Raw genomic sequence first — 23,112 nt, forward strand, 5'->3', positions numbered from 1 at the left:
GGGGTCCCCCGGACCCCGGCCCCTAGATCAGGTCGGCGTTCTGGAGGGTCTTCGTCACGTCGACGAAGCCCTTCCTGGCCGACACCAGCCGGCCCCTCCGTACGACCTGGAGGGTGACGTCGGCGTTGACCAGCTGGGGGAAGCCGACGGAGGCGAGGGTCTCCTGGAACTGCCAGCTGAGCTTGGGCGTGAGCCCGCCCGTGTCGATCTCCAGCCCGTCGTCCAGGGCCCGGCGGACGGTGCGGGCGGTCACTTCGCCGTCGAGCGACTCGACGACGGCCTTGAGGACGGTGTACGCGATCCATGTGGTCTGCACGCCGGCGTCCGCGGGGTCGATGCGGTTGTCGCCGAAGGCCTGCTCGTTGATCACCGTCTTCATCTCGTCCCAGCGCTTGTCGCTGGACACGGGATACCAGCCGGTGATGTACGCGCCCTCGTAGGGCCCCGACCTGCCGCCGGACTCGTTGATCACCGTCTGGTCGACGCTGCCGAGCACGGTGGCCGTCCGCACCTCGGCGGACCCCTCGCTGGCGCGCCGGAAGGAGTCCATGAAGGTGCTGGTGCGGTCGCCCAGGGCGGGCACCACGCAGCCCGTGCTCGCCGGGTCGGCGGTCGTGTACTGAACGGCCTCGTTCGCCTGCTTGAAGTACTCGGTGGCGTCCTCCGCCGCGAGCTGGTCGTCCGCGCGCGCGTGGCCGCCCCCCGTCAGGCCGGAGTTGAGCAGCGGGGGCAGTTCGTCGCCCGCGATGCTGTCGGGGCGGACCAGGGCCACGGGCCCGCAGCTCGTGGCGAGCTGACTGCCCAGGCCGGCCAGCAGGGTGTGCTGGCCGCCGTTGACGGGATAGGAGAGCGGGCTGGTGAACTCGGCCTTGGTGACGCCGTAGCCGCCTATGTAGGGGATGCCCGCGCTCTCCAGCGTCGGGAAGAAGGAGTCGCCGTGCTGGCTGTAGGAGCCGACGACGGCGACGACGTTCTCGTCCACGGCGCGCTCGGCGCACCGCGCGGCGGACACGCTGTCGTTGTGGTCGTTGCAGTTCAGGACCCTGAGCTTGCGGCCGCCCAGACCGCCGTTGGCGTTGATCCAGCGGGCGTAGGCCAGTGCGAGGGCGGGCATGCCGGGCTTGTTGGTGGCGTTGGTGTCCTGCGGTGCCCAGGTCATGACGGTGATCGGATCATCCCCGGAGCCCCCCGTGGCACCGGGGATGATCCCGCACCCTGCGGCAAGCGACGCGGACGCCAACAGAGCTCCCACGGAGAGCCATGTGCTCCGGCGGGGCTTGTTGAACCTGAGGAGGAAGGTGCTGCGGACGCGTGGCTTGCCGGTCATGTACACACACGTTTCCGCCACATCGCTAACCCGGGAGTGACCTACGGTTATTGATCGGTGACGTGAAGGTGAATTGCAGGGGTCGGTGAAGCGCCCCGGAGGGGGAACGTACGATCGATGACCGTGCAAGGTTCGGAGAACTCTTCCCGTCGCGGCCGTCGCTCATCCACCATGGGCGGCATGCCACTGAACGACATGCCGTGGTGGCGCTGGCGCAGCAATGTGCGCTCCGCGCTGCACATGCTCTCCGACCCGGTGTTCCAGACGGACGTCTGGCTGGCCGGCGTCGACGGATACGGAGACGTCACCGACGCCGTGTACCGGCTGGTCGAGGACACCTGGCTCGACAACTGGTCCGCCGAGAAGTACGTCGGCACGATCTTCCGGGACTCGCAGGAGGCGGCGCTCGTCGACAGCGCCGTACTGCGGGTGCTGCGGATCATGCACCAGGTCGGGCCGGACGCGCCCGTCTCGGCCTACCTCGACCACCAGGCGTGGCCGGAGGCGGTACGGGCGGCCCGGGACGCGCATGTGCGGATGGCGACGAGCGACGGGGACGACCCGGACGCGGCGCCGCGGACGCTTGAGGTGCTGCGGATCATGACGAGGACCGCCTGACGGACGGCGGTCCGGCCGCGGCGCCGGATATGGGACCCTGTCCTGCATGAACGAGCAGCCCACCCGAGCCGCGGCCTCCTCCGACCAGTACGTCCTCACGATCGCCTGCCCCGACAAGCAGGGCATCGTGCACGCCGTGTCCAGCTATCTGTTCATGACCGGCTGCAACATCGAGGACAGCCAGCAGTTCGGCGACCACGACACGGGTCTGTTCTTCATGCGCGTCCACTTCTCCGCGGAGGCGCCGCTGACGGTGGACAAGCTGCGCGCGAGCTTCGCGGCGATCGGTGACTCCTTCCAGATGGACTGGCAGATCAACCGGGCCGACGAGAAGATGCGCATCGTCCTGATGGTCAGCAAGTTCGGCCACTGCCTGAACGACCTGCTGTTCCGCGCCCGGATCGGGGCGCTGCCGGTGGAGATCGCGGCGGTGGTGTCCAACCACACGGACTTCGCCGAGCTGGTGGGCTCGTACAACATTCCCTTCCACCACATCCCGGTGACGAAGGACACCAAGGCGCAGGCCGAGGCGCGGCTGCTGGAGCTGGTGCGCGAGGAGAACGTCGAGCTGGTGGTGCTCGCGCGCTACATGCAGGTGCTGTCGGACGACCTGTGCAAGCAGCTCAGTGGGCGGATCATCAACATCCACCACTCGTTCCTGCCGAGCTTCAAGGGCGCGAAGCCGTACCACCAGGCGCACGCGCGCGGTGTGAAGCTGATCGGCGCCACGGCGCACTACGTCACCGCCGACCTGGACGAGGGCCCGATCATCGAGCAGGAGGTCGAGCGGGTCGCCCACGACGTGACGCCGGACCAGCTGGTCGCGATCGGACGCGACGTGGAGTGCCAGGCGCTGGCGCGGGCCGTGAAGTGGCATGCGGAGCGTCGGATCCTGCTGAACGGGCGTCGGACGGTCGTCTTCGCCTAGGCGTTGGCGGGGGCACTGCCCCTGCCCTGCCCCTACATCCGGCTCAACGACGCCACCGAGAACAGCACGTCCCTGATCGCCTCACGGTCGCCCACCTGACCTGCCGCCGCATCCTCCGGAGGAATATGGCCCGCGGCCAGGTGGCAGAACTCCACCCCGTCCAGCGCCACGTGCGCCACCTCGTACTCGGCGGAGCCCATCGCTCCGGGGGAGTCCAGCGGGATCAGCCACTCGCCGCCGCCCAGGCCCTCGATCTCCAGGCGCAGGCTGCGGCCGGGCTCGCCGGCGAGCCCCAGGTGGCGGCCGCGAGCCGGGGAGGCCAGCCCGATCTGCCGGCGCCGGGCCAGCGCGGTGGGCAGCATGCGGGCCGCGAGGTCGATCATGTCGTGCAGATGGCGTCCGGAGGGCGCCGGGTAGGGATAGTCCACGGCGTCGGCGATGTCCTCGGCATGCACCCAGCACTCGAACGCCCGGTCCAGCATCGCGTCGTGCAGCGGCAGCCCGAAGTCGCCGTAGGGGACGGCCAGTCGGCCCGCGCCGCCGCCGGTGAAGGACACCGTCCGCACCAGGTCGTGGCTCTGCTCCCGCCAGGGCGCCCGCACCGAGCGGGTGGGCGGGAAGTGGGAGGCGCGCCAGTACGCCTCGGTCCGGGAGGACGGTGTGGGGTGCTCGGCCGGTACCTCGCCGAGCGGGTCGTCGAGGCCGAGCGCGATCGCGACGAGTCCGTCGACGGCCAGCAGGTGCGCGATGACTCCGGCGACCGTCGTACGGCGGCTGGTCGCCGCGTCGGTCTCGAACCAGCGCAGCCGCACCGGCGCATGCCACTCGGCGTCCCCGAAGTCCTGGAGCAGCGCGTCGAGGCGCGCGGTCTCGGCGTCGTAGGGCGCCGCCCAGCCGGGGACCGGGATGCGCGGCGGGCGCCGCTCCAGGCAGCCCTCCAGGACGCGGGTGCGCAGGCCCGGGTCGAGGTCGAGGGTCTCGGCCTGGTGCAGCAGGCCCACGGCCCCGCGCAGCCGCAGTGCCTCGTCGGCGCACGAGCCGCACTCGCCGAGGTGCTCCTCGACGGCGGCGGTCTCCTCGGGTGAGCAGGCGGCCAGTGCCCAGGCGCCGAGCAGCGCCTTCAGGACGGGGTGCTCCAGCACGAGAGGGGCGGGCCGGGGCGGGTCGGGGAGCGTGGGCAGGGGTCGGCCGGTGTCCTCGACGGAGGCGCGGGGAAGCGGTATGCGGGGCGGCTGGTCCGGGCCGGGGTCGGGGCGCGGGCCGTCGCCGTCGTCCGGGCCGCCGGGACCGCCGGACCCGGTCACGCCCGATCCGGTCGTGCCGGCACCGTCGCCCGGGTCGTCCGTACCAGGCGCGTTGTGCTCCTTGGGCTCCTCGTGAGCCTCGTTCCCCTCTCCTTCGTGCTCGTCGTACGCCTCGAACCGGCCCGCCTCGTTCACGCCGCACCCCCGTATCCGGGCGGGCTCCCGGGGGTGCCCGCGTCGTGGGCGGTGGACAGCAGCTGCAGGCCGAGGCGGAGGCGGCGGCGGGCCTCGTCCTCGGTGACGCCGAGGTCTGTGGCGGTCTGGCGGTAGTCGCGGCGCTGGAAGTAGGCGAGCTCCAGGGCGGCGCGCAGCGGTACGGGCATGGACTGGACGATGTAGTCGGCGCGGGCGGCGACCGAGGCGTGGCGCACCTTGCGCTCCAGTTCCTCGGTGGTGCCGTGGCCGCCCTGGGCCAGCGCGGCGGTCTCGGTGGCGCGCAGCCGCTGCACGGCGAGCCGGTGGGTCAGCGTGGCGACCCAGGAGCGCAGCGGGCCCTGCTTGGGGTCGTAGGTGTCGGGGTGTTCCCAGACGTGCGCGAAGACGTCCCGGGTGATGTTGTCGGCGGCGCGCTCGTCGCCCAGGACGGTGTGGGCCAGGCCGTGGACCAGGGAGGCGAAGCGGTCGTAGAGCTCGCCGAGGGCCGCCGCCTCACCGCGTGCGAGCCGCTGCTGCATCTTGCGGTCCCAGCGGGGCGGTGCGTCCTTCTTCGCCATGCGGCCCCCTCACCGTGCCTGTGCCCGAGTCAAGCCTGCTCCCACCGTCTTCTCGAATGTAGTCGGCACCTCTGACAGCGCACGCCCCTTTGTTGCAATGTGCGCCCCCCGAGATGTGCCTGGTGATAAGGGAACTCCGGTCGCCTACCCCCACTCTCCTTGATCAGACTCAACCAAAACCAGATCGAACAGGATCGAAGATGACGGAAACAAGCCCTTTTTGATCGGTTGTTGTTTTCCCTTCGGTGTTTCAGGGAACGGCCGCTGGGCAGCCGCGCTGCAAGGAAGCGAAGGAATGGCTTCCGTTTGCGTTCCGGCGGATGAAGGGCATGGTGGTGGCGTTCAATGTGATCGAACACGAGCAGGGCGGGTGGGCCGTGCTCCATGTGTCGGGCGAGCTGGACCTGGTGACGTCGCCGGCGCTGCGTCAGCGGGTGCACGACGCGGTGGCCGAGGGTCGCCGCAGCCTCGTCCTCGACCTCTCCGAGGTCCTGTTCTGCGACTCCAGCGGCGTCGGCGTGCTCATCGCCGCCCGCCGCCTCATCCGCTCCTGCCAGGGCAGCCTGCGCCTGATACTGCCCGCCCGGGGAGCGGCCGACGGCTCCCACGTCAACCGGGTGCTGGCCGCCCTGGGCGTCCGCCGCCTCTTCGACGTCCATCCCGACCTCGACTCGGCGGTCACCGAACCCCGCCCGCTGTCCGCTTAGCACCGCCGCGGCTCTGCCACGTCGTTGTCCCAAAATTCCCCCGGTCTTGGCACAAGCGCTGCTTTCCCGCTCCCAGCCGGCCGCCGGCGTCGTACGCTCCGTGCCAGACGCACCCCGACGTGACGTAAGGCGGCACGAAACGACATGGTCAGCAGCGAGTACGAGCGCAGGATCGCCGCCCGGTTCGCCACCTTCGACCAGGACGGCAACGGCTACATCGACCGCGAGGACTTCAACGCGGCGGCCAAGGCGGTTCTGACGGAGTTCGGTACGGCGGCCCGGTCGGACAAGGGCCAGGCCCTGTACATCGGCGCCGAGGCGTTCTGGCAGGGCATGGCCGGCATCGCGGACCGGGACGGCGACCAGCGCATCACCCGGGACGAGTTCGTGGGCGGCGCCGTCAAGCGGCTGCGCGACAACCCGGACCGGTTCGCGGAGATCGCCCGCCCCTTCCTGCACGCGGCCCTCGCCGTCGCCGACCCGGACGGTGACGGAGCGGCCTGTGTCGCGGACACCGCGCGCGTGCTGACGGCCCTCGGGGTGCGCGAGGACGTCGCGCAGGGGGCCGCCGCCGCACTCGACCAGGACGGCGACGGACGGATCGGCGAGACGGAGATCGTGACCGCCTTCGCCCGCTACTTCACCGTTGCCGAATAGCGCTTCCCGCTTCACCGTTCCGAGTAGCGCTCGCGCAGCTTGTACTTCAGAACCTTCCGCAGCGTGTCGTTGCGCGGAAGGGCGTCCACCACCTCCAGCTGCTCCGGCAGCTTGTGCACCGACAGCCCTTCCGCGCGCAGATACGCCGTCACCGCCTCCAGGGTCAGCTCCCCGGCCCCGGCGGGCTGTTCGACGACCGCGCAGACCCGTTCCCCGCGCTCCGCGTCCGGCAGGCCGATCACGGCGACGTCCCCGACGGCCGGATGGGCGGCCAGCAGGTCCTCGATCTCCTTGGCCGAGACGTTCTCGCCCTTGCGGATGATCACGTCCTTGAGGCGTCCGGTGAGCACCAGATGCCCGCTGCCGGTGAGATGCCCCAGGTCGCCGGTGCGCAGGAAGCCCTCCTCGTCGAAGGCCTCCGCCGTCTGCGCCGGGTCCAGATAGCCCCGGCACACGGCCTCCCCGCGCAGCCGCACCTCCCCGTCCACGATCCGGATCTCCATCCCCCGCGGCGGCCGCCCCTCGGTGGTGGCGAGCGACTCGGGGTCGTCGTCCGGATCGCCCATCGTGATCATCGGCACCTCGGTCATGCCGTAGCCGTGAGTCAGCTGCACGCCCATCTCACGGACGACGGCGTGGTAGACCTCCGGCGGCTTCGGTGCGCCGCCGCCCGCGAGCAGCCGTAGCGTCGGGATCAGCTTGCTGCCGGGTTCCTTGCGCTGCTCGGCCAGGAACATCGAGTAGAACGCCGTCGAGCCGCCCGCCACCGTCACCCCGCGCGCGCGGTAGCCCGCCAGCGCCTCCGGCAGCGCGAACTGCTCGAACATCACCGCCGGGAATCCGTACAGCAGCAGCATCACCATGTAGTCCAGGCCGCCGATATGGGCGTACGGGAAGGCGATCGAGCCGACGTCGGCGGCCGTGGGGCGCAGGGCGTGGGCGAGGCAGGAGCCGCCCGCGACGAGGGAGCGGTCGGTGTGCAGCACGCCCTTGGGGTCGGAGGTCGTGCCGGAGGTCCAGTAGATCCAGCGGACGGCGGTGCCGTCGACGGGCGGGGCGGGCAGCACACCCGGATCGCCGTCGGGGAGCCGGTCGTAGGCCTCGAAGAGCCCCTTCGCGCCGAGCCGGTGGCCCATCTCCGTGTGGTCGAAGCCGCGCCACTCGCCGGGTACGGCGAAGTACTCGGCCTTGGACTCGCGCAGCGCGAAGCCGACCTCGCGGTCCCGGTAGAAGGGGATGACCGGTGTCTGTACGGCGCCCAGGCGGGCCAGGGCGAAGGACAGCACGGCCGTTTCGATGCGGGTGGGCAGCTGCCAGGCGACGACCGTGCCGGGGCGCACGCCCATGCCGTACAGCCCCGCGGCGACCCGTTCGGCACGCGCGCGTAGCTCGCCGAAACTCAGGCGGCGGTCGTCCTGGAGGAGGACCGGCCGGTCCGGGGTGAGGCCGGCGCGGCGGTCGAGCAGCTCCCAGAGGGTGCCGGCGGAGCTCAGGGCGTGTGCGGTGTCGTTCACGGTGACGGACCCCTTTGCTGACGAATCGTCAGATGGTGGCCAGAGCGTAGGACTCCGCGCCTTGTCGGTCCAGGGGTGCGGGGCTAGCCTGCCGAGAGAAACTGACGGATCGTCAGACAGGTGGCCGGATGGACCTCACGTACACGCCCGAAGAGGAGGAGTTCCGGGCGCGGTTGAGGGAGTGGCTCGACAAGACGCTCCCTTCGCTGCCGCCCCCGCCGCCCCCCGAGGACTGGCCCGCCAGGCGCGCCTACGACCTCGGCTGGCAGCGCATGCTCCACGACGCCGGATACGCCGACGTCCACTGGGACGCCTCCCCGACCACCCGGCTGATCTACCTGGAGGAGACCGAGAAGGCGGGCGCCCCCTATGTGGGCGCGGGCTTCGTCGGGCTGCTGCACGCCGGGCCCACCATCGCCGCCGAGGGGACGCCGGAACAGCGGGAGCGCTGGCTGCCGCCGATCCTGCGCGGGGAGGAGGTCTGGTGCCAGGGCTTCAGCGAACCCGGCGCCGGGTCCGACCTCGCGGCGCTGCGCACGCGCGCGCGTAGGGACGGCGGCGACTATGTGGTCAGCGGGTCCAAGATCTGGACCTCGCACGCCGAAGTCGCCGACTGGTGCGAGCTGTTGGTGCGCACCGACCCCACCGCGCCCAAGCACCGCGGCATCACCTGGCTCGCCCTGCCCATGGACGCGCCGGGCATCACCGTACGGCCGCTGCGGACCCTCGCCGGATCCGCCGAGTTCGCCGAGGTGTTCCTCGACGAGGTGCGGGTGCCGGTGGCGAACCGGGTCGGGGACGAGAACGACGGCTGGCGCGTCACCCTGGTGACGCTGTCCTTCGAGCGCGGCACGGCCTTCGTCGGCGAGGTGGTGGCCTGCCGGCGCGTCCTGCGCGAACTCGCCGCCGGGGCCCGTGAGAACGGCCGCTGGGACGACCCGGCACTGCGCCGCAGGCTCGGCCGGCTCAACGCCGAGTTCCGCGCCCTGTGGCGGCTGACCCAGTGGAACGTGAGCGCCGGGGCACCCGGGGCCTCCGGTTCGGTTTTCAAACTGAGGTACTCGCACGCCCGCCAGGAGCTCTACGACGCCGCGGCCGACGTCCTGGGCGCCGACGCCCTCGACCTCGACCGGCCCTGGGTCCTCGACCGGCTGTCGTCGCTGTCGTACACCATCGCGGCCGGCACCTCGCAGATCCAGCGCGACATCGTGGCCGAACGGGTCCTCGGACTGCCGAAGGGGCGGTGACATGCGCTTTCAACTGACCGAGGACCAGCGGGCGTTGCGGGACGGGACGCGGGAGCTGCTCGCGCGGCGCTTCGACGACGGGGCGCTGCGGGCGGCCGTCGAGGCGCCGGGCCTCGACCGGGCGCTCTGGCGCGAGCTGGGCCGGGCCGGATTCTTCGCGCTGCGGCTGCCGGAGGCGGACGGCGGGGTCGGACTCGGGCTGCCGGAGGCGGTGTTGGCGTTCGAGGAGGCGGGCCGGGCGCTGCTGCCCGGCCCGCTGGTGGCCACGCACCTGGCGGCGGGCGCCGTGCCGGGCGCGGCCACGGGGGAGGTGGTCGTGGCGGCCGTGGACGGCGCGCTGGTGGAGTGGCTGGCCGAGGCGGACGTGGTCCGCGGGGACGCCACCGGGGCGGTCCCCCTGCGGTCGGTGGACCCGCTGACGCCGCTGCACCGGGTGCCGGAGCCCGCGCGCGCGGACCCGGTCGCCGTCCTCCTCACCGCCGCGGAGCAGCTCGGCACGGCCACGCGCGTGTGCGAGCTGGCCGTGCAACACGCCCGGACCCGCGAACAGTTCGGGCAGCCGGTCGGTGCCTTCCAGGCCGTCAAGCATCTGTGCGCCGAGATGCTGGTGCGGGCCGAGACGGCCCGCGTCGCCGTCTACGCCGCCTCGGTCACCGCCGACCCGGCCGACATCGCCGCGGCCCGGCTCCTCGCCGACGAGGCCGCCGTGCGCGGCGCCCGTGACTGCCTCCAGGTGCACGGCGGCATGGGCTTCACCTGGGAGTGCGCGGTGCATCTCCATCTGAAGCGGGCCTGGATGCGCGCCCTGCGTGGCGGCGGCACTGCGGAGAGTGAGGAGTTGCTCGCGGCGGATCTGGTGACGTGAGGGCCGGAAAGGTCGCTGGGCTGCGGGTCTTCACAGCGTCCGGAGCGGATGTCGCGGATTGTGGCATACCGGAACTACGGAGCGTTGATATCGGGTTGTGTCCTAGGTGTGACTCGTCACGGTCTGGAGTCGGCGTACCGCTCCGGTACCTTGTGTGGGATGCGAGTGGTTCCGAGCACGAGCCATGCCGGAGTTGCCCTTGAGGCGGCTCCGGATCCGGCGGTGCGCGCCGTTTCTCGCGGGGTGGGAGAGGCTGAGCTCCCCGCCTGTTCGACTTCCCGTCACGAGCGTCGCACAGTATGCCGCACGGGTACTCCTTCGCGCTGGAATATGCCCGAAGCGCTTGTTCGGGTGACTGTACGTCAACCATGCTTTCTCATAAGGGATTCACGTTCCGTGATCCTGGCTCCGGCCATTGTTCTGGTCATGCAAAAAATGGCTACGATCGTGGCCCTCGCGCGACGCGGGGCTATGTGTCCGCCGGTTCGGATGGTGTGAGCGGTGCAGGTGCTTCAAGTGCAGCTGGAGATCCGGCCCGACCCCGCTGAGGTGGGGCGCGCCCGGAGGTGGGCCCGCTCGCGGCTCGCCGGGACCGGGGTGGGGGCCGACGAGTCGCTCGCCGAGACGCTCGCACTGCTCGTTTCCGAACTGGTCACCAACGCGGTCGTGCACACCGGCTGCCCGGCCGTGCTGCGCCTGTTCCTGCCGCTGGCGCCGGACGGGCTGACGCCGGACGGGCCCGAACCGGCCACCGTGCGCCTGGAGGTGGCCGACGCCAGCTGCCGCGCCCCGGTGCCGCGCTGCGCCGACGGCGAGGAGACCGGCGGCCGGGGTCTCGCCCTCGTCGACGGCCTGGCCGACCGCTGGGGCTGGAGCCCCGACGGCACCGGCAAGCGCATCTGGTGCGAACTGGACCGCTGCGCCCAGCGCCGGGAGCCGGCCGAGCTCTACGGCGGCGGCGTGGCGGCGTACGAGGGGCTGGCCTTCGAGGCGGTCTGAGGCCGCGGGCACTTTCCTGCGCCGGACGCGGTGCGGTGCGCCTGGACATGCTTCACCGTGCGCCGGTCGCAAACAGGACTTAAGTGATGAATCCCCGACGAGGTGTTGACGTTTCGTGTCCGTTTGATCACGCTTGTGGTCAGCGATTCGCCGTGAGGGGACGACGAGGGCTTCGGTGACGGGAGCCCTCGACGAGTGTGGGTCGTGATTCGGCGTGGGCTTCTTCAGGGCCCGAAGAGCTGGGGCGGGTGCGCCGGAGTGGGATGGCGGTGCGCGCTGCCGTGCACGGGGCGGGCGGTTGCGCGCCGCCAGCCGCTTGCCCTCACAGAACGGCCACGGGTGCCACCGGAGTTCCCGTCGCGCCGACAAAGGGCTCGGGCATCGCGGACAGCAGGAATGCGTACCGCCCTTCTTCTCCACAGGCTGTGGACAACTCTTCGAGATTCCAGTTCTGCCCCTGCAGCATCCCCATCTCCACCAGATCGAGCGCATGCACGGGCAGCCACAAATCCTCGATCTCGGGCGGAAATATCTCAAACGTGAGGGTGTCGTTCGCGACCGCCGCCACATCGCGCGCGTGGAACCACTCCGGCGTACGGATCGACAACCCCGGCGACGGATAGCCGTAACCGTGCTTGTCCCCGGCGAGACAGACCTGCATCTGACCGGTGCGTACGAGCACGATGTCGCCCGCACGCACGCGCGTGCCCGCGAATTCCTCGGCGGCCTCCAGGTCGTCGGGCGTCACGGCGTGCGCGCCGTCGAGCCGCTCCACGCCACGCGCGCGTGCCACGTCCAGCAGCACTCCGCGCGAGACGATGTGCCGCGCCTTGTCGATGCCCGCGAACGCGGCGCCCAAGTGGGCGGTGACGGAGTCAGCGGGACGGCCGTTGTAGAGCCGGCCGGAGTGCGAGACATGGGTGAGCGCGTCCCAGTGGGTGGCTGCCTGGAGCCCCATCGTCACGGCGTCGTCGCTGCACGCGACGGTTCCCGGGCCGAACAGCTCCTGGTTGATCTGCACCATCACATGCAGGGGGTTGACCCGCCCCGGGATCATCCCCGTCTGCACGCCGTCCTGCTGGAGCGGCAGCGCGAGCGGGACGCGGCGGCCGGTGCGGACACAGGCGGCGGCCTCGCGCACGACCTCGTCGGTGATCAGGTTCAGGGTGCCGATCTCGTCGTCGGCCCCCCAACGGCCCCAGTTGTTCACGCGCTTGGCGATCTCGTGGAACACGTCCGGCAGTGACATGAGTCCCTCCCCGGGGCTTGTCTCCGCGTATCTGACGGGTCATAAAATCTAACGGTCCGTCAGAAACCGCGGGAAGGGGCCGGGCGTGGGGAACTTCTTGGCAGGCAAGGTCGTCGCCGTGACCGGCGCGGGACGGGGCATCGGGCGGGCGGTGGCGCTCGCCGCGGCGGCCGAGGGGGCGCGGGTCGTCGTCAACGACTACGGCGTGTCCGTGGACGGCGCCTCGCCGACGAGCGAGGTCGCCGAGGCCGTGGTCAAGGAGATCGAGGCGGGCGGGGGCGAGGCCGTCGCCGTGGCCGACGACATCTCCACGATGGCGGGCGGGCAGCGGGTCGTGGACGTGGCCCTGTCCTCGTACGGGCGGATCGACGGGGTCGTGTGCGTCGCCGGGATCCTGCGTGAGCGGATGCTGTTCAACATGACCGAGGACGAGTGGGATCCGGTCGTCGCCACCCATCTGAAGGGGACGTTCACCGTTTTCCGGGCCGCGTCCGCGGTGATGCGTCAGCAGCGTTCCGGGACGCTGATCGGGTTCACCAGCGGGAACCACCAGGGGTCGTACTCGCAGGCCAACTACAGCGCGGCGAAGGGCGGGATCATCTCGCTCGTGCGGAGCGCCGCGCTGGGCCTGAACAAGTACGGGGTGAGCGCGAACGCGGTGGCGCCGGTGGCCCGTACGCGGATGTCGGCGAAGGTTCCGGTGGAGCTCGCGGAGATCGGGGAGCCGGAGGATGTGGCGGCGATGGTGGTGTATCTGCTGTCGGACCGGGCCCGGGGGGTCACCGGGCAGGTGTACACCGTCGCGGGGCCGAAGATCGCGGTGTGGGCGCAGCCGAGGGAGTTGCGGGCCGCGTATGCCTCCGGCGGTGCGTGGACTCCGGAGCGGATTGCCGAGGTGCTGCCGGGGTCTGTTGGGGTGGACCCCATGCCCTTGCTTGGGCCGGACGCCCAATAGCTCGGGGTGGGTTGTTGTTTGGCGGGTGCGGGTCTGTGGGGGTTGATCGCGCAGTTCCCCGCGCCCCTGGGTAGGTCCGATTGCCCGGCGTTGTGAGGAGGCCCCTGTGGATTTTGGATTCACCGCCGAAGACGAAGCGTTCCGTCGGGAAGCCCGGGCCTGGCTCTCCGCGCACGCCGACTCCCGTCAGGACCGCCGCGCCTGGGAACGCGCCCTCGGGGCCGCCGGGTGGATCGGGCTCGGGTGGGGAGAGGACGGGTACGGCAACCGGGTCGTCCCCCTCACCCAACAGGTCGTCTGGGCCGAGGAGTACGCCCGCTCGACGGCGCCCCCGCGCTCCGGGCACATCGGGGAGAACCTGCTCGCGCCCACGCTCGTGGCGCACGGCACCGACGAGCAGAAGTCGCGCTTCCTGCCGCCCATCGCCGCCGGTGAGGAGCTGTGGTGCCAGGGGTACAGCGAGCCCGGGGCAGGGTCCGACCTCGCCGGGGTCAGGACGGTGGCCGTGCGGGACACGCCCGGCGTCTATCGGGTCACCGGGCAGAAGATCTGGACCTCGCTCGCGCACGAGGCGGACTGGTGCTTTGTGCTGGCCCGCACCGACGCGGGGTCGCGGCGGCATCACGGGCTGAGTTTTCTGCTCGTGCCCATGGACCAGCCGGGGCACATCGAGGTGCGGCCCATCCGGCAGATGACGGGGACGAGCGACTTCAACGAGGTGTTCTTCGACGGCGCACACGCGCGCGTGGAGCACGTCGTGGGGGAGGAAGGCGGCGGCTGGGGGGTGGCGATGAGTCTGCTCGGGTTCGAGCGGGGCGTCGCCACGCTGGCCCAGCAGATCGGTTTCGCCGCGGAGTTGGGACGAGTTCTGCGCACCGCCGTGGAGACGGGTGCGGCGGACGATCCCGTGCTGCGCGACCGGCTCGTCCGCCAGTGGGCGGAGTTGCGGACGATGCGCTGGAACGCCCTGCGCACGCTGGGGCGTTCCGGCGCCGAGCCGGGTGCGGCCGGCGTCGCCAAGCTGCTGTGGGCCGGGTGGCATCAGCGGCTCGGAGAGCTGGCGATGCAGGTGCGGGGGGTGGCGGCGACGGCCGGGCCGGCGGACTGGACGCCTGCGACGCCGTACGAACTCGATGCCGCGCAGCAGCTGTTCCTGTTCTCCCGGGCCGACACGATCTACGGCGGCTCGGACCAGATCCAGCGCACGATCATCGCCGAGCGGGTGCTCGGTCTGCCCAGGGAGCCCAAGGGGGCTGTGTGATGCGAGGCGTGCTGTTCGACGGGAAGCAGGTCCGGGTCGTGGACGATCTGGAGGTGCGGGGACCGGGACCCGGGGAGGTGCAGGTGGCCGTCTCGGCGGCCGGGCTGTGTCACAGCGATCTTTCAGTGGTGGACGGGACCATACCTTTCCCCGTTCCGGTGGTGCTGGGCCACGAGGGCGCCGGTGTCGTGGAGGCGGTGGGCGCGGGCGTCTCCCATGTCGGGCCCGGCGACCATGTCGCCCTGTCCACGCTGGCCAACTGCGGGGCCTGCGCGGACTGCGACCGGGGGCGCCCGACGATGTGCCGCAGGGCGATCGGGCGGCCGGGGCGGCCGTTCGTCCGGGGCCGGGAGCCGGTGTACCAGTTCGCGTCGACCTCCGTCTTCGCGGAACGGACGGTGGTCAGGGCCGTGCAGGCGGTACGCGTCCCGAAGGACGTCCCGCTGCCGTCCGCCGCGCTCATCGGCTGCGGGGTGCTGACCGGAGTGGGGGCGGTGCTCAACCGCGCGCGCGTGGAGCGCGGCGACAGCGTGCTGGTGATCGGCACCGGCGGCATCGGCCTCAACGTCATCCAGGGCGCGCGCATCGCGGACGCCCTGCGGATCGTGGCCGTCGACGCCAACCCGGCGAAGGAGGCGATGGCCCGCCGCTTCGGCGCGACCGACTTCCTGACCTCGACGGACGGCGTGAAGGACATCCTGCCCACGGGCGTGGACCACGCCTTCGAATGCGTCGGCCGCGTCGAGCTGGTCCGCCAGGCCGTCGATCTGCTCGACCGCCACGGCCAGGCGATCCTCCTCGGCGTACCCGCGGCCACCGCCGAGGCGTCCTTCCGTGTCTCCGCCATGTTCCTCGACAAGTCCATCCTCGGCTGCCGCTACGGCTCCTCCCGCCCCCAGCACGACATCGCCCTGTACGCCGACCTCTACCGGCAGGGGCGGCTGCTGCTGGACGAGCTGGTGACCCGGACGTACCCCATCGAGGACTTCGAGAAGGCGGCGGCGGACGCGGAGGCGGGGAGGGTGGCGCGGGCGGTGCTCACCTTCTGAGGGCCCGAGGTTAGGGTGCGGCCATGACAAGCCTGGACGAAGACGGAGTGATCACGCCACGCCTGCGGCTGAGGGACGTCCTGCTGCGCGGCACGCTCTTCGGGCTGGCGGCCGCCCTGCTGCTCACCGCCTGTCTGTTCCTCGTCGGCGACCACCACGACCGGGAGGAGTTCTTCGGGGTGCTGGGCGGCCTCTCGCTGGTCTCCGGCGGCTTCTTCCTCGTCGTCGGCCTGTTCTTCTGGGCGCTGTGCCGCAAGGACATCCGGCGGTTCCGCGACTGGCGCACCATCACCGGTCAGTACGAAGCGCCGCTGGTCATGGCGCCCGCCTTCGTGCGCGTCGGCCTGCTCTGCATCGTCATGGGCCTCGCCGGTGTCGTCCTGGCCGGCCTGGTCGACCAGGCGGCCTACGACAGCTGGCTCTACGGCGACTGAGCCGCCGCGGTGCCGGAGCGGAACGTGCGCCGGTACGCCGTGGGCGTCACCCCGAGCGCCGCCTGAAGGTGCTGCCGCATCGACTGGGCGGTGCCGAAGCCCGCGTTCTCCGCGACCTGGTCCACCGAGAGGTCGGTGGACTCCAGCAGGTGCCGGGCGCGTTCGACGCGCTGCTGGGTGAGCCACTGGCCGGGGCTGACGCCGACCTCCTCGCGGAAGCGGCGCGTGAAGGTACGTACCGACATGGCCTCCTGCGCGGCCATGTCCCGCAGCTGAAGGGGCTCGTGCAGACGGCCCAGGGCCCAGGCGCGGGCGCCGGTCGTCGAGGCCTGCTGCGGGTCGGGCACCGGGCGCTGGATGTACTGCGCCTGCCCGCCGTCGCGGTGCGGGGGTACGACCGTACGGCGGGCCACTTCGTTGGCGACCGCGGTGCCGTGGTCGCGGCGGACCATGTGCAGGCACAGGTCGACACCGGCCGCGACGCCCGCGGAGGTCAGTACGTCGCCGTCGTCGATGAACAGCACGTCCGCGTCGACCTCGACCTTCGGGAAGAGCCGCTGGAGGCGTTCGGCGTCGGCCCAGTGCGTGGTCGCCGGGCGGCCGTCGAGCCGGCCGGCGGCGGCCAGCACGTAGACGCCGGTGCAGATGGAGGCGAGACGGGTGCCGGGGCGGATGCGGTCGAGCGCGGCGGCAAGCTCCTCGGTGAGCAGGCCCTGCTCGTAGACCGGTCCCAGCTCGTACGAAGCCGGGACGACGACCGTGTCCGCGGTGGCCAGGGCCTCCGGGCCGTGCTCGACCATGATCGAGAAGTCGGCGTCCGTCTCGACCGGGCCGGGCGGCCGGACCGAGCAGGTGACGACCTCGTACAGATGCCGGTTCAGCGCGTCCTTGGGGCGGCCGAAGATGCGGTGCGGGATGCCCAGTTCGAAGGGGAGCAGGCCGTCCAGCGCGAGGACGACGACGCGGTGGGGGCGGAACTCCGGCTCACTGCTCATGGCCCGATCCTAGCGAACGCTGTCTTTTGGGACACTCGATCAGAGGCTCCCCGGCCTGGAAGCTCTATGTCGTGACCCAGACAACCGAGACCGCACCAGCCGCTGCCGAGGGCACCCGCAGAGCATCACGCATCCACCGGGCGTGGTTCGTCGCCGCCGTCACCTTCGTGACGATCATCGGTGCCGCGGCCTTCCGCTCTCTGCCCGGCCTCCTCATCGACCCTCTCCACGAGGACTTCGGCTGGTCACGCGGCACGATCGGCGCCGCGGTCTCCGTCAACCTCGCGCTCTACGGGCTCACCGCCCCGTTCGCCGCCGCGCTGATGGACCGTTTCGGCATCCGCCGGGTCGTCGCCGTCGCGCTGACCGTGATCGCGATCGGCTCCGGGCTGACCGTGTGGATGACGGCGGCCTGGCAGCTGATGCTGTACTGGGGCCTGCTGGTCGGCCTCGGCAGCGGCTCGATGGCGCTGGCCTTCGCCGCGACGGTCACCAACCGCTGGTTCACCGAGCGGCGCGGTCTGGTCACCGGCATCCTCACCGCCGCCTCGGCCTCCGGCCAGCTGATCTTCCTGCCCGTGCTGTCCTGGATGGTCGAGGAGCACGACTGGCGTCCGGCGGCCGTGACGGTGGCCCTCGCGGCCCTCGCCGTCGTCCCCTTCGTCTGGCTGCTGCTGCGCGACCACCCGGCCGACGTGGGCCTGAAGCCGTACGGCGCGACGGAGTTCGTGCCGAAGCCGCCGCCGGCCACCGGCGCCGCCCGCCGCGCGGTCACGGTCCTGTTCAAGGCCGCCCGCACCGGCCCGTTCTGGCTGCTGGCGGGCACCTTCGCGATCTGCGGGGCCTCCACCAACGGCCTGATCCAGACCCACTTCGTGCCCGCCGCCCACGACGAGCACATGCCGGTCCAGATGGCGGCCTCGCTGCTCGCGGTCATCGGCGTGTTCGACGTCGTCGGCACGATCGCCTCCGGCTGGTTCACCGACCGCTACGAGTCGCGCCGGCTGCTGGCCGTGTACTACGCCCTGCGCGGCATCTCGCTGCTCTTCCTGCCGATGCTGCTCGCGCCGAGCATCCACCCGCCGATGCTCTTCTTCATCGTCTTCTACGGCCTCGACTGGGTCGCCACCGTCCCGCCCACCGTCGCCCTGTGCCGGGAGCACTACGGCGAGGACAGCGCGATCGTCTTCGGCTGGGTGCTCGCCTCCCACCAGGTCGGCGCCGCGCTGGTGGCCTTCCTCGGCGGTGTCGCACGGGACGTCTTCGGCAGCTACGACATGGTCTGGTACGCGTCCGGTGCGCTGTGCGCGGCGGCGGCGCTGATGGCGCTGGTGATCCGGCGCAGGCAGGAGGACGTGGTTCCCGCGGTGGCCTAGAGGAATCGGCCCTTGTGGAACAGCAGGGGCTGTCCGTCCTCGTCGCCGGTCCCGAGCGCGTCCACCCGGCCCACCACGATGAGGTGGTCGCCGCCGGTGTGGACCGCGTGGATCGTGCAGTCGATCCAGGCCAGGGCGCCCGTGAGGCGCGGCGCGCCGGAGACGGGCGCCGCGTCGTACTCGACCCCGGCGAACTTGTCCCCGCCGCTGACCGCGAACCCGCGGCACAGCTCGCCCTGGTGGGCCGCCAGGACGTTGACGCAGAAGGCGCCCGCGCGGGCGATGCGCGGCCAGGTCGTCGACGTACGGCCGACCATGAACGCGACCAGCGGCGGGTCGAGGGAGAGGGAGGAGAAGGACTGGCAGGCGAAACCGGCGGGCCCGTCACCGCCTTCGGCGGTGACAACGGTGACGCCCGTCGCGAAGTTCCCGAGCACACGCCGGAACTCGGCCTGTCCGACCGGCGCCCGCTCGTCCTCGCCGACACAGCGCAGCCGGTGGTGCGGCGGCGCCTCTACGGGGGGTGCGTCGACCAGTCTGAGGTAGCGGACGGCGGCTGCCGCCATCCCTGCGTGTCCCATCACACCGACCATTGAAGCTGACGGACCGTCAGATTGGAAGGGGTGTGCGAGGGCCCCGAAGGGGCCGCGTAGCCTGCGCGGATGGGGTGGGAGAACAGACAGTGGGACCACAGACAGTGGGACCACAGACCGTGGGACCACAGACCGTGGGCCCGCAGAACCGAGGCCGGTCCGAACCGGCCTGCGCGCGGACTGAACGCGGCGGCCGCCGTCTTCACCGGCCAGCTTCCGGTGGCCTGGCTGATCTGGTGGATCGGTGAGCAGTCCGGCGACGACTACGGCATCGGCTTCAACACGCTCGGCATCGTCTGCATCCTCCTCTTCGCACCGCTGGTGCTGCCCGTGATCGGCCTTGTCCACGCGGTCGTCCACACCGGGACGGCCGGGCTTGTGGCACACCTTGCCTCCGCCCGCGCGCGGGGGCCCTTCTGGGCCTGGCACCTGGCATGCAGCGTGCTGCTCGGCGTCGGCTGGGCGGCGCTGATCGCGGCGCTGTGGGACTGGCCGCTCACCGTCACCGCTCCGCTGTTCGCGGCCCTGGGGGTCCTTCCCGTCCTCGGCGCGGCCTACGTCCGCGAGCGTTCCCAGTGGCGGTTCTGGGGCATCTGGCTGGGCTCGGGACTGGCCTCCGTGGCGCTGTTCCTCCTGGTCCTGGCGGGCGGTGTGCTGGCCTCGGTCGCCGGGCTGCTCAAGGAGTACGAGCCTCCCGTGCTCTCCGCCGGGCAGCTGGCCGGCGTCTGGCGCGGCCACGACGACTCCGAGCTGCGGCTGCTTGCCGACGGGCGAGCCGAACTGACCGAGCTGCCCGCCCGGGCCGGAGGCTGGGACTACGACCGGTGCGACGGCACCGGCACCTGGTCCCTGGTGAGAAAGCAGCCCGACGGCTGGGACCGCGACGCCGTCGCCCTGCGCCTCGACGGCGGATGCGGGCAGGAGACGTACTGGACGATCGGCGGGAGCGAGCGCGAGCCCGAGCTGTTCGTCCTGATTGGCGACCCGGACGCGGCGGACCTGCACATCCTCACGCCTCACCGGCCCCGGTAACCGGGACTCCTGCGCTCCACGAAGCTCGCCACACCCTCCTGCGCGTCCGCCGTCGTCATATTGATCTCCTGTGCGGCGGCCTCCGCGGCGAACGCGGTCGCGCGGTCGGTGTCGAGGGAGGCGTTGACGAGCTGTTTGGTCAGGGCGAGGGCGCGGGTCGGACCGGCGGCGAGGCGCTCGGCCCAGGCCCGGGACGTCTTCGCCAACTCCTCGTCCGGCACGACCCGGTTGACCAGCCCGAGCCGTTCCGCGTCCGCCGCCGTGAGGGCGTCGCCGAAGAACATCAGCTCCTTGGCCCGCTGAGGGCCGACGAGCCGGGGGAGGAGATACGCCCCGCCGCCGTCGGGCACGAGACCCCGTCGTACGAACACCTCGATGAACCGGGCCGATTCGGCCGCGAGGACGAGGTCGCAGGCGAACGCCAGATGCGCGCCGAGGCCCGCCGCCGTGCCGTTCACGGCAGCGATCACCGGCTTCTCGCAGTCGAGGACGGCGGAGACGAGCCGCTGGGCGCCCAGGCGGAGCGTGCGGGCGACATCGCCGGGGATCCGTTCGCCGGTCGTGGCGGCTCCTCGCAGATCCGCACCCGCACAGAAACCGCGGCCGGTGCCGGTGAGGACGACGGCCCTCACCGCGGGGTCCGCGGAGGCCTCGGCAAGCAGTTCGACGAGGCGTTCGCGCAGGTCAGGGGTGAGGGCATTGAGGGCTTCGGGGCGGTTGAGCGTGATGCGGCGGACCTGGTTGTCAGTGGCGTGCTGTACCAATGACTCAACGGAATTTCCGGGCACACGGGGGGAATCGGGCATGTTCGTCTCAGCGTTCTCGATCGGCCGGCTCATGTCAGCGGCACACCGCCAGCGCGTCCAGCGCCACCGCGCCCTGCCCCTGCTCCAGCACCATCAGCGGGTTGATGTCGAACTCCGCCAGCTCGTCGCCGAGTTCCAGCGCCATGCGCTGCACCCGCAGCACGACCTCGACGAGCGCGTCCGTGTCCGCCGCAGGCCGCCCCCGGACCCCGTCGAGGAGGGCCCGCCCGCGCAGTTCGGCGAGCATGTCCCGGGCCTGCTCCTCACCGAACGGCGGCACGCGCACGGCCGTGTCGTGCAGCACCTCGACCAGGACGCCGCCGAGCCCGACCGTCACCGTCGGCCCGAAGAGCTCGTCGTGCGTCACGCCCACGACCATCTCGACGCCCCGCTCGACCATCTGGCACACCAGCACCCCGTCCAGGGACACGTCCTCGTAGCGGGCGATGTCGGTCAGGTCCCGGTAGGCGTCGCGGACCTGGCTGGCCGAGGTGAGGCCGACCTTCACCAGCCCCAGCTCGGTCTTGTGGGCGATCCGCGCCCCGGACGCCTTCATCACCACCGGGTAGCCCACCAGACCGGCCGCCCGTACGGCCGCCGCGGCACTGCTCACCAACTGCTCGCGCGGTACGCGGATTCCGTACGCCCGCAGCAGCTGCTTCGCCGCGTGCTCGCTCAGCTGCTGCCCCGGCCGCATCAGGGCCTGCGCCTTGCGGAAGGAGGGGGAGGGCAGGCGCGGGGCCCGGTCGAAGGGGGAGCGGTAGCCGGTGACGAAGCGGTGGTGGTCGAGGTAGGCGCGGACGGCGGTGATGCAGTTCGCGACGGTCCGGAAGGTGGCCACGCGCGAGGAGCCGAGCAGGACCTCGCGGTAGGCCCGCTCGGTGCCGACCGGCGACCCCCACACCACACAGACGAGCTTGTCGGTCCGTTCGGCCGCGTCGACCAGGTCCTGCACGAGCCGGTCGCTCAGCGGCGGGAAGGGGCCGGTGACCGGGCAGACGAGGACGCCCACCTCCGGGTCGGCGAGGATCGCGTCGATGATCTTCCGGCCGCGCTCGTCGCCGACCGGGTGGCCGCCGTTGTCGACCGGGTTGGCCACGCCGAGGTACTCGGGTATCCACTGGTGCAGTTCGGCCTGCTTGGCGGCCGAAAGGGCGGGCAGTCGCAGCCCCGCCTCGGTCGCCAGGTCCGCGAAGTGGGCGCCGGTGCCGCCCGAGATCGAATAGACGACGACCCCGTCGGCGCGCGGCGGCCGGGCCCGGGCCAACAGGGTGGCGGTGTCCTGGAGTTCGTCCAGGCCGTCGACGCGGATCACCCCGTACTGCCGCATCGCCGCGTCCACCACCGCGTCCGCGCCGGTCAGCTTGCCGGTGTGGGAGGCGGCCGTGCGGGCGCCGGTCTCGGTGCGGCCCACCTTCACCGCGACGACCGGCACCTTGCGCCGGGCCGCCCGGTCGGCGGCGAGCAGGAAGGAGCGGCCGTCCTTCAGGCCCTCGACGTATGCGGCGATGGCGCCTACCTCGGGCCGCTCGGCGAAGTAGGAGAGGAAGTCGGCGGTCTCCAGGTCGGCCTCGTTGCCGGTGGGCGCCCAGTGGGAGAGGCGGATGCCGAGTTCCTGGAGGGCGAAGACGGGCCGCCCCTGGTGGCCGGACTGGGTGATGAGGGCGATGGCCGGGCCGTCGAGGTCGGTGCGGAACTCCTCGAAGGCGTTGAGATTGGTGTTGGGCCCCAGCAACCGCATCCCGGAATCACCGACGGCGGCGGCGAGCCGGGCCTGTGCCGCGGCACCCGCCTCGCCGGTCTCGGCGAACCCAGAGGCGAAGACGACGGCGAACTTCACCTTGGCCTCGGCCAGTTCCTCGATCACCGGAAGGGGGTCGGCGACCAGCAGCACGGCGAGATCGACCTGCTCGGGCAGGTCGGCGACGGAGGGGGAGCAGGGGATGCCGAAGACGGCCGGGCGGCTGGGGTGCACCGGGTGCAGCCGGGCCCCGACCCGCTCGGACCACGCGAGCAGTTGCCGGGTGACGCCGGTGTTCGGCCGCCCCTCGGTGTCCGAGGCGCCGATCACGGCGACGGACTCGGGGCGGAAGAAGCGGTCCAGGTCGGGCACGCCGGCGTAGAGCGGCCGGCCGCTGACGTCGAGATCGTCGACCTCGGCCGGCCGGCCGTGGACGGCGGGCCCGGGCTGCTCACCGCAGGCGAGGACCCGGGCCCGGCGGGAGTCGGTGGTGAGGGTGCCGTGGGTTGATCCAAGCATCGGTCCGCCCGCTCCTGTGTGACAGCGATTAACTGACGCACTGTCAGATTACTGAACTGACGCGCCGTCAGGAACGGCTGTGCAGGCAAAGTTGGGCGACAGACGGCAGGCGGCTAAGCTCCGGCGACCGGCGACCGGCGACCGGCGACCGGCGACCGGCGACCGGCGACCGGCGACCGGCGACCGGCGACCGGCGACCGGCGACCGGCGACCGGCGACCGGG

22 protein-coding genes are annotated in these 23,112 nt (G+C 71.8%); 13 read left to right on the forward strand and 9 right to left on the reverse strand.

The window, feature by feature from the left end; genetic code table 11:
• Positions 1 to 22: 22 nt before the first annotated feature.
• The gene (locus AB0Q90_RS17790) at positions 23 to 1,327 is read right to left on the reverse strand and encodes an ABC transporter substrate-binding protein (RefSeq protein ID WP_363161198.1); all 1,305 of its coding nucleotides are present in this window, start codon (positions 1,325 to 1,327) and stop codon (positions 23 to 25) included.
• Between the two features lie 117 nt (positions 1,328 to 1,444).
• Here AB0Q90_RS17790 and AB0Q90_RS17795 point away from each other — a divergent pair, with 117 nt between their 5' ends.
• Both AB0Q90_RS17795 and purU read left to right on the forward strand, forming a co-directional pair.
• Complete coding sequence (locus AB0Q90_RS17795; RefSeq protein WP_363161197.1) at positions 1,445 to 1,945, forward strand: hypothetical protein; 501 nt, start codon at positions 1,445 to 1,447, stop codon at positions 1,943 to 1,945.
• Between the two features lie 46 nt (positions 1,946 to 1,991).
• Positions 1,992 to 2,873, forward strand: a complete 882-nt coding sequence (gene purU / locus AB0Q90_RS17800) for a formyltetrahydrofolate deformylase (protein ID WP_363161196.1) — start codon at positions 1,992 to 1,994, stop codon at positions 2,871 to 2,873.
• A 32-nt stretch (positions 2,874 to 2,905) separates the two neighbouring features.
• On the opposite strand, the gene AB0Q90_RS17805 is transcribed toward purU, so the two are convergent.
• Together AB0Q90_RS17805 and AB0Q90_RS17810 are read right to left on the reverse strand one after the other, a co-directional pair.
• Positions 2,906 to 4,312 (reverse strand): zf-HC2 domain-containing protein, encoded by a 1,407-nt coding sequence (locus AB0Q90_RS17805; RefSeq protein ID WP_363161195.1) that lies wholly within the window; start codon positions 4,310 to 4,312, stop codon positions 2,906 to 2,908.
• The gene (locus tag AB0Q90_RS17810; protein WP_363161194.1) at positions 4,309 to 4,890 is read right to left on the reverse strand and encodes a sigma-70 family RNA polymerase sigma factor; all 582 of its coding nucleotides are present in this window, start codon (positions 4,888 to 4,890) and stop codon (positions 4,309 to 4,311) included. Before AB0Q90_RS17810 ends, AB0Q90_RS17805 begins: the two co-directional genes overlap by 4 nt.
• Positions 4,891 to 5,219: 329 nt before the next feature.
• Here AB0Q90_RS17810 and AB0Q90_RS17815 point away from each other — a divergent pair, with 329 nt between their 5' ends.
• Positions 5,220 to 5,597, forward strand: coding sequence for an STAS domain-containing protein (locus AB0Q90_RS17815; RefSeq protein WP_363161426.1), 378 nt, complete (start codon positions 5,220 to 5,222; stop codon positions 5,595 to 5,597).
• A 144-nt stretch (positions 5,598 to 5,741) separates the two neighbouring features.
• A complete protein-coding gene (locus tag AB0Q90_RS17820; protein ID WP_363161193.1) occupies positions 5,742 to 6,254 on the forward strand; it encodes an EF-hand domain-containing protein in 513 nt (170 codons plus the stop codon).
• Between the two features lie 11 nt (positions 6,255 to 6,265).
• Here AB0Q90_RS17820 and AB0Q90_RS17825 read toward each other — a convergent pair whose 3' ends face one another.
• Positions 6,266 to 7,768 (reverse strand): AMP-binding protein, encoded by a 1,503-nt coding sequence (locus AB0Q90_RS17825; RefSeq protein WP_363161192.1) that lies wholly within the window; start codon positions 7,766 to 7,768, stop codon positions 6,266 to 6,268.
• Between the two features lie 128 nt (positions 7,769 to 7,896).
• Here AB0Q90_RS17825 and AB0Q90_RS17830 point away from each other — a divergent pair, with 128 nt between their 5' ends.
• The 3 genes from AB0Q90_RS17830 (at position 7,897) to AB0Q90_RS17840 (ending at position 10,879) form a co-directional block, all read left to right on the forward strand.
• Positions 7,897 to 9,015 (forward strand): acyl-CoA dehydrogenase family protein, encoded by a 1,119-nt coding sequence (locus AB0Q90_RS17830; protein ID WP_363161191.1) that lies wholly within the window; start codon positions 7,897 to 7,899, stop codon positions 9,013 to 9,015.
• A gap of 1 nt (position 9,016) precedes the next feature.
• Positions 9,017 to 9,880, forward strand: a complete 864-nt coding sequence (locus AB0Q90_RS17835; protein WP_363161190.1) for an acyl-CoA dehydrogenase family protein — start codon at positions 9,017 to 9,019, stop codon at positions 9,878 to 9,880.
• Positions 9,881 to 10,396: 516 nt separating this feature from the next.
• Positions 10,397 to 10,879: an ATP-binding protein gene (locus AB0Q90_RS17840; protein ID WP_363161425.1), complete on the forward strand. Its 483-nt coding sequence runs from the start codon at positions 10,397 to 10,399 to the stop codon at positions 10,877 to 10,879.
• 322 nt (positions 10,880 to 11,201) lie between these two features.
• On the opposite strand, the gene AB0Q90_RS17845 is transcribed toward AB0Q90_RS17840, so the two are convergent.
• Positions 11,202 to 12,128, reverse strand: a complete 927-nt coding sequence (locus AB0Q90_RS17845; RefSeq protein ID WP_363161189.1) for a cyclase family protein — start codon at positions 12,126 to 12,128, stop codon at positions 11,202 to 11,204.
• An 85-nt stretch (positions 12,129 to 12,213) separates the two neighbouring features.
• Here AB0Q90_RS17845 and AB0Q90_RS17850 point away from each other — a divergent pair, with 85 nt between their 5' ends.
• The 4 genes from AB0Q90_RS17850 (at position 12,214) to AB0Q90_RS17865 (ending at position 15,827) form a co-directional block, all read left to right on the forward strand.
• A complete protein-coding gene (locus AB0Q90_RS17850; RefSeq protein WP_363161188.1) occupies positions 12,214 to 13,083 on the forward strand; it encodes an SDR family oxidoreductase in 870 nt (289 codons plus the stop codon).
• Positions 13,084 to 13,189: 106 nt separating this feature from the next.
• Complete coding sequence (locus AB0Q90_RS17855) at positions 13,190 to 14,344, forward strand: acyl-CoA dehydrogenase family protein (protein ID WP_363161187.1); 1,155 nt, start codon at positions 13,190 to 13,192, stop codon at positions 14,342 to 14,344.
• Positions 14,344 to 15,393 (forward strand): Zn-dependent alcohol dehydrogenase, encoded by a 1,050-nt coding sequence (locus AB0Q90_RS17860; protein ID WP_363161186.1) that lies wholly within the window; start codon positions 14,344 to 14,346, stop codon positions 15,391 to 15,393. Before AB0Q90_RS17855 ends, AB0Q90_RS17860 begins: the two co-directional genes overlap by 1 nt.
• Positions 15,394 to 15,416: 23 nt before the next feature.
• Positions 15,417 to 15,827 (forward strand): DUF6336 family protein, encoded by a 411-nt coding sequence (locus AB0Q90_RS17865; RefSeq protein WP_363161185.1) that lies wholly within the window; start codon positions 15,417 to 15,419, stop codon positions 15,825 to 15,827.
• On the opposite strand, the gene AB0Q90_RS17870 is transcribed toward AB0Q90_RS17865, so the two are convergent.
• Positions 15,815 to 16,822 (reverse strand): helix-turn-helix domain-containing protein, encoded by a 1,008-nt coding sequence (locus tag AB0Q90_RS17870; RefSeq protein WP_363161184.1) that lies wholly within the window; start codon positions 16,820 to 16,822, stop codon positions 15,815 to 15,817. The two genes, AB0Q90_RS17865 and AB0Q90_RS17870, sit on opposite strands and share 13 nt — an antisense overlap.
• A gap of 71 nt (positions 16,823 to 16,893) precedes the next feature.
• Here AB0Q90_RS17870 and AB0Q90_RS17875 point away from each other — a divergent pair, with 71 nt between their 5' ends.
• The gene (locus AB0Q90_RS17875; RefSeq protein WP_363161183.1) at positions 16,894 to 18,198 is read left to right on the forward strand and encodes an MFS transporter; all 1,305 of its coding nucleotides are present in this window, start codon (positions 16,894 to 16,896) and stop codon (positions 18,196 to 18,198) included.
• Here AB0Q90_RS17875 and AB0Q90_RS17880 read toward each other — a convergent pair.
• Positions 18,195 to 18,779 carry a flavin reductase family protein gene (locus AB0Q90_RS17880; protein ID WP_363161182.1) on the reverse strand — a complete coding sequence of 195 codons (585 nt, stop codon included), beginning with the start codon at positions 18,777 to 18,779 and terminating at the stop codon, positions 18,195 to 18,197. The genes AB0Q90_RS17875 and AB0Q90_RS17880 overlap by 4 nt on opposite strands.
• 81 nt (positions 18,780 to 18,860) lie before the next feature.
• On the opposite strand from AB0Q90_RS17880, the gene AB0Q90_RS17885 reads away from it, so the two are divergent.
• Positions 18,861 to 19,823 (forward strand): hypothetical protein, encoded by a 963-nt coding sequence (locus AB0Q90_RS17885; RefSeq protein ID WP_363161181.1) that lies wholly within the window; start codon positions 18,861 to 18,863, stop codon positions 19,821 to 19,823.
• Here AB0Q90_RS17885 and AB0Q90_RS17890 read toward each other — a convergent pair.
• Entirely contained in the window at positions 19,808 to 20,629 is an 822-nt protein-coding gene (locus AB0Q90_RS17890; protein ID WP_363161180.1) for an enoyl-CoA hydratase-related protein, read from the reverse strand. The two genes, AB0Q90_RS17885 and AB0Q90_RS17890, sit on opposite strands and share 16 nt — an antisense overlap.
• A 34-nt stretch (positions 20,630 to 20,663) precedes the next feature.
• Positions 20,664 to 22,889, reverse strand: coding sequence for an acetate--CoA ligase family protein (locus AB0Q90_RS17895; RefSeq protein ID WP_363161179.1), 2,226 nt, complete (start codon positions 22,887 to 22,889; stop codon positions 20,664 to 20,666).
• Positions 22,890 to 23,112 lie beyond the last annotated feature (223 nt).

The sequence above is a fragment of the Streptomyces sp. NPDC079141 genome (genome assembly GCF_040686775.1).
Classification (GTDB): domain Bacteria; phylum Actinomycetota; class Actinomycetes; order Streptomycetales; family Streptomycetaceae; genus Streptomyces.

Coding starts and splice junctions, on each gene's coding strand:
- AB0Q90_RS17790 (WP_363161198.1), bottom strand. CDS start 1,327: ATGACCGGCAAGCCACGCGTCCGCAGCACCTTCCTCCTCAGGTTCAAC.
- AB0Q90_RS17895 (WP_363161179.1), bottom strand. CDS start 22,889: ATGCTTGGATCAACCCACGGCACCCTCACCACCGACTCCCGCCGGGCC.
- AB0Q90_RS17820 (WP_363161193.1), top strand. CDS start 5,742: ATGGTCAGCAGCGAGTACGAGCGCAGGATCGCCGCCCGGTTCGCCACC.
- AB0Q90_RS17865 (WP_363161185.1), top strand. CDS start 15,417: ATGACAAGCCTGGACGAAGACGGAGTGATCACGCCACGCCTGCGGCTG.
- AB0Q90_RS17845 (WP_363161189.1), bottom strand. CDS start 12,128: ATGTCACTGCCGGACGTGTTCCACGAGATCGCCAAGCGCGTGAACAAC.
- purU (WP_363161196.1), top strand. CDS start 1,992: ATGAACGAGCAGCCCACCCGAGCCGCGGCCTCCTCCGACCAGTACGTC.
- AB0Q90_RS17890 (WP_363161180.1), bottom strand. CDS start 20,629: ATGCCCGATTCCCCCCGTGTGCCCGGAAATTCCGTTGAGTCATTGGTA.
- AB0Q90_RS17870 (WP_363161184.1), bottom strand. CDS start 16,822: ATGAGCAGTGAGCCGGAGTTCCGCCCCCACCGCGTCGTCGTCCTCGCG.
- AB0Q90_RS17860 (WP_363161186.1), top strand. CDS start 14,344: ATGCGAGGCGTGCTGTTCGACGGGAAGCAGGTCCGGGTCGTGGACGAT.
- AB0Q90_RS17810 (WP_363161194.1), bottom strand. CDS start 4,890: ATGGCGAAGAAGGACGCACCGCCCCGCTGGGACCGCAAGATGCAGCAG.
- AB0Q90_RS17815 (WP_363161426.1), top strand. CDS start 5,220: ATGGTGGTGGCGTTCAATGTGATCGAACACGAGCAGGGCGGGTGGGCC.
- AB0Q90_RS17830 (WP_363161191.1), top strand. CDS start 7,897: ATGGACCTCACGTACACGCCCGAAGAGGAGGAGTTCCGGGCGCGGTTG.
- AB0Q90_RS17880 (WP_363161182.1), bottom strand. CDS start 18,779: ATGGGACACGCAGGGATGGCGGCAGCCGCCGTCCGCTACCTCAGACTG.
- AB0Q90_RS17835 (WP_363161190.1), top strand. CDS start 9,017: ATGCGCTTTCAACTGACCGAGGACCAGCGGGCGTTGCGGGACGGGACG.
- AB0Q90_RS17885 (WP_363161181.1), top strand. CDS start 18,861: ATGGGGTGGGAGAACAGACAGTGGGACCACAGACAGTGGGACCACAGA.
- AB0Q90_RS17795 (WP_363161197.1), top strand. CDS start 1,445: ATGACCGTGCAAGGTTCGGAGAACTCTTCCCGTCGCGGCCGTCGCTCA.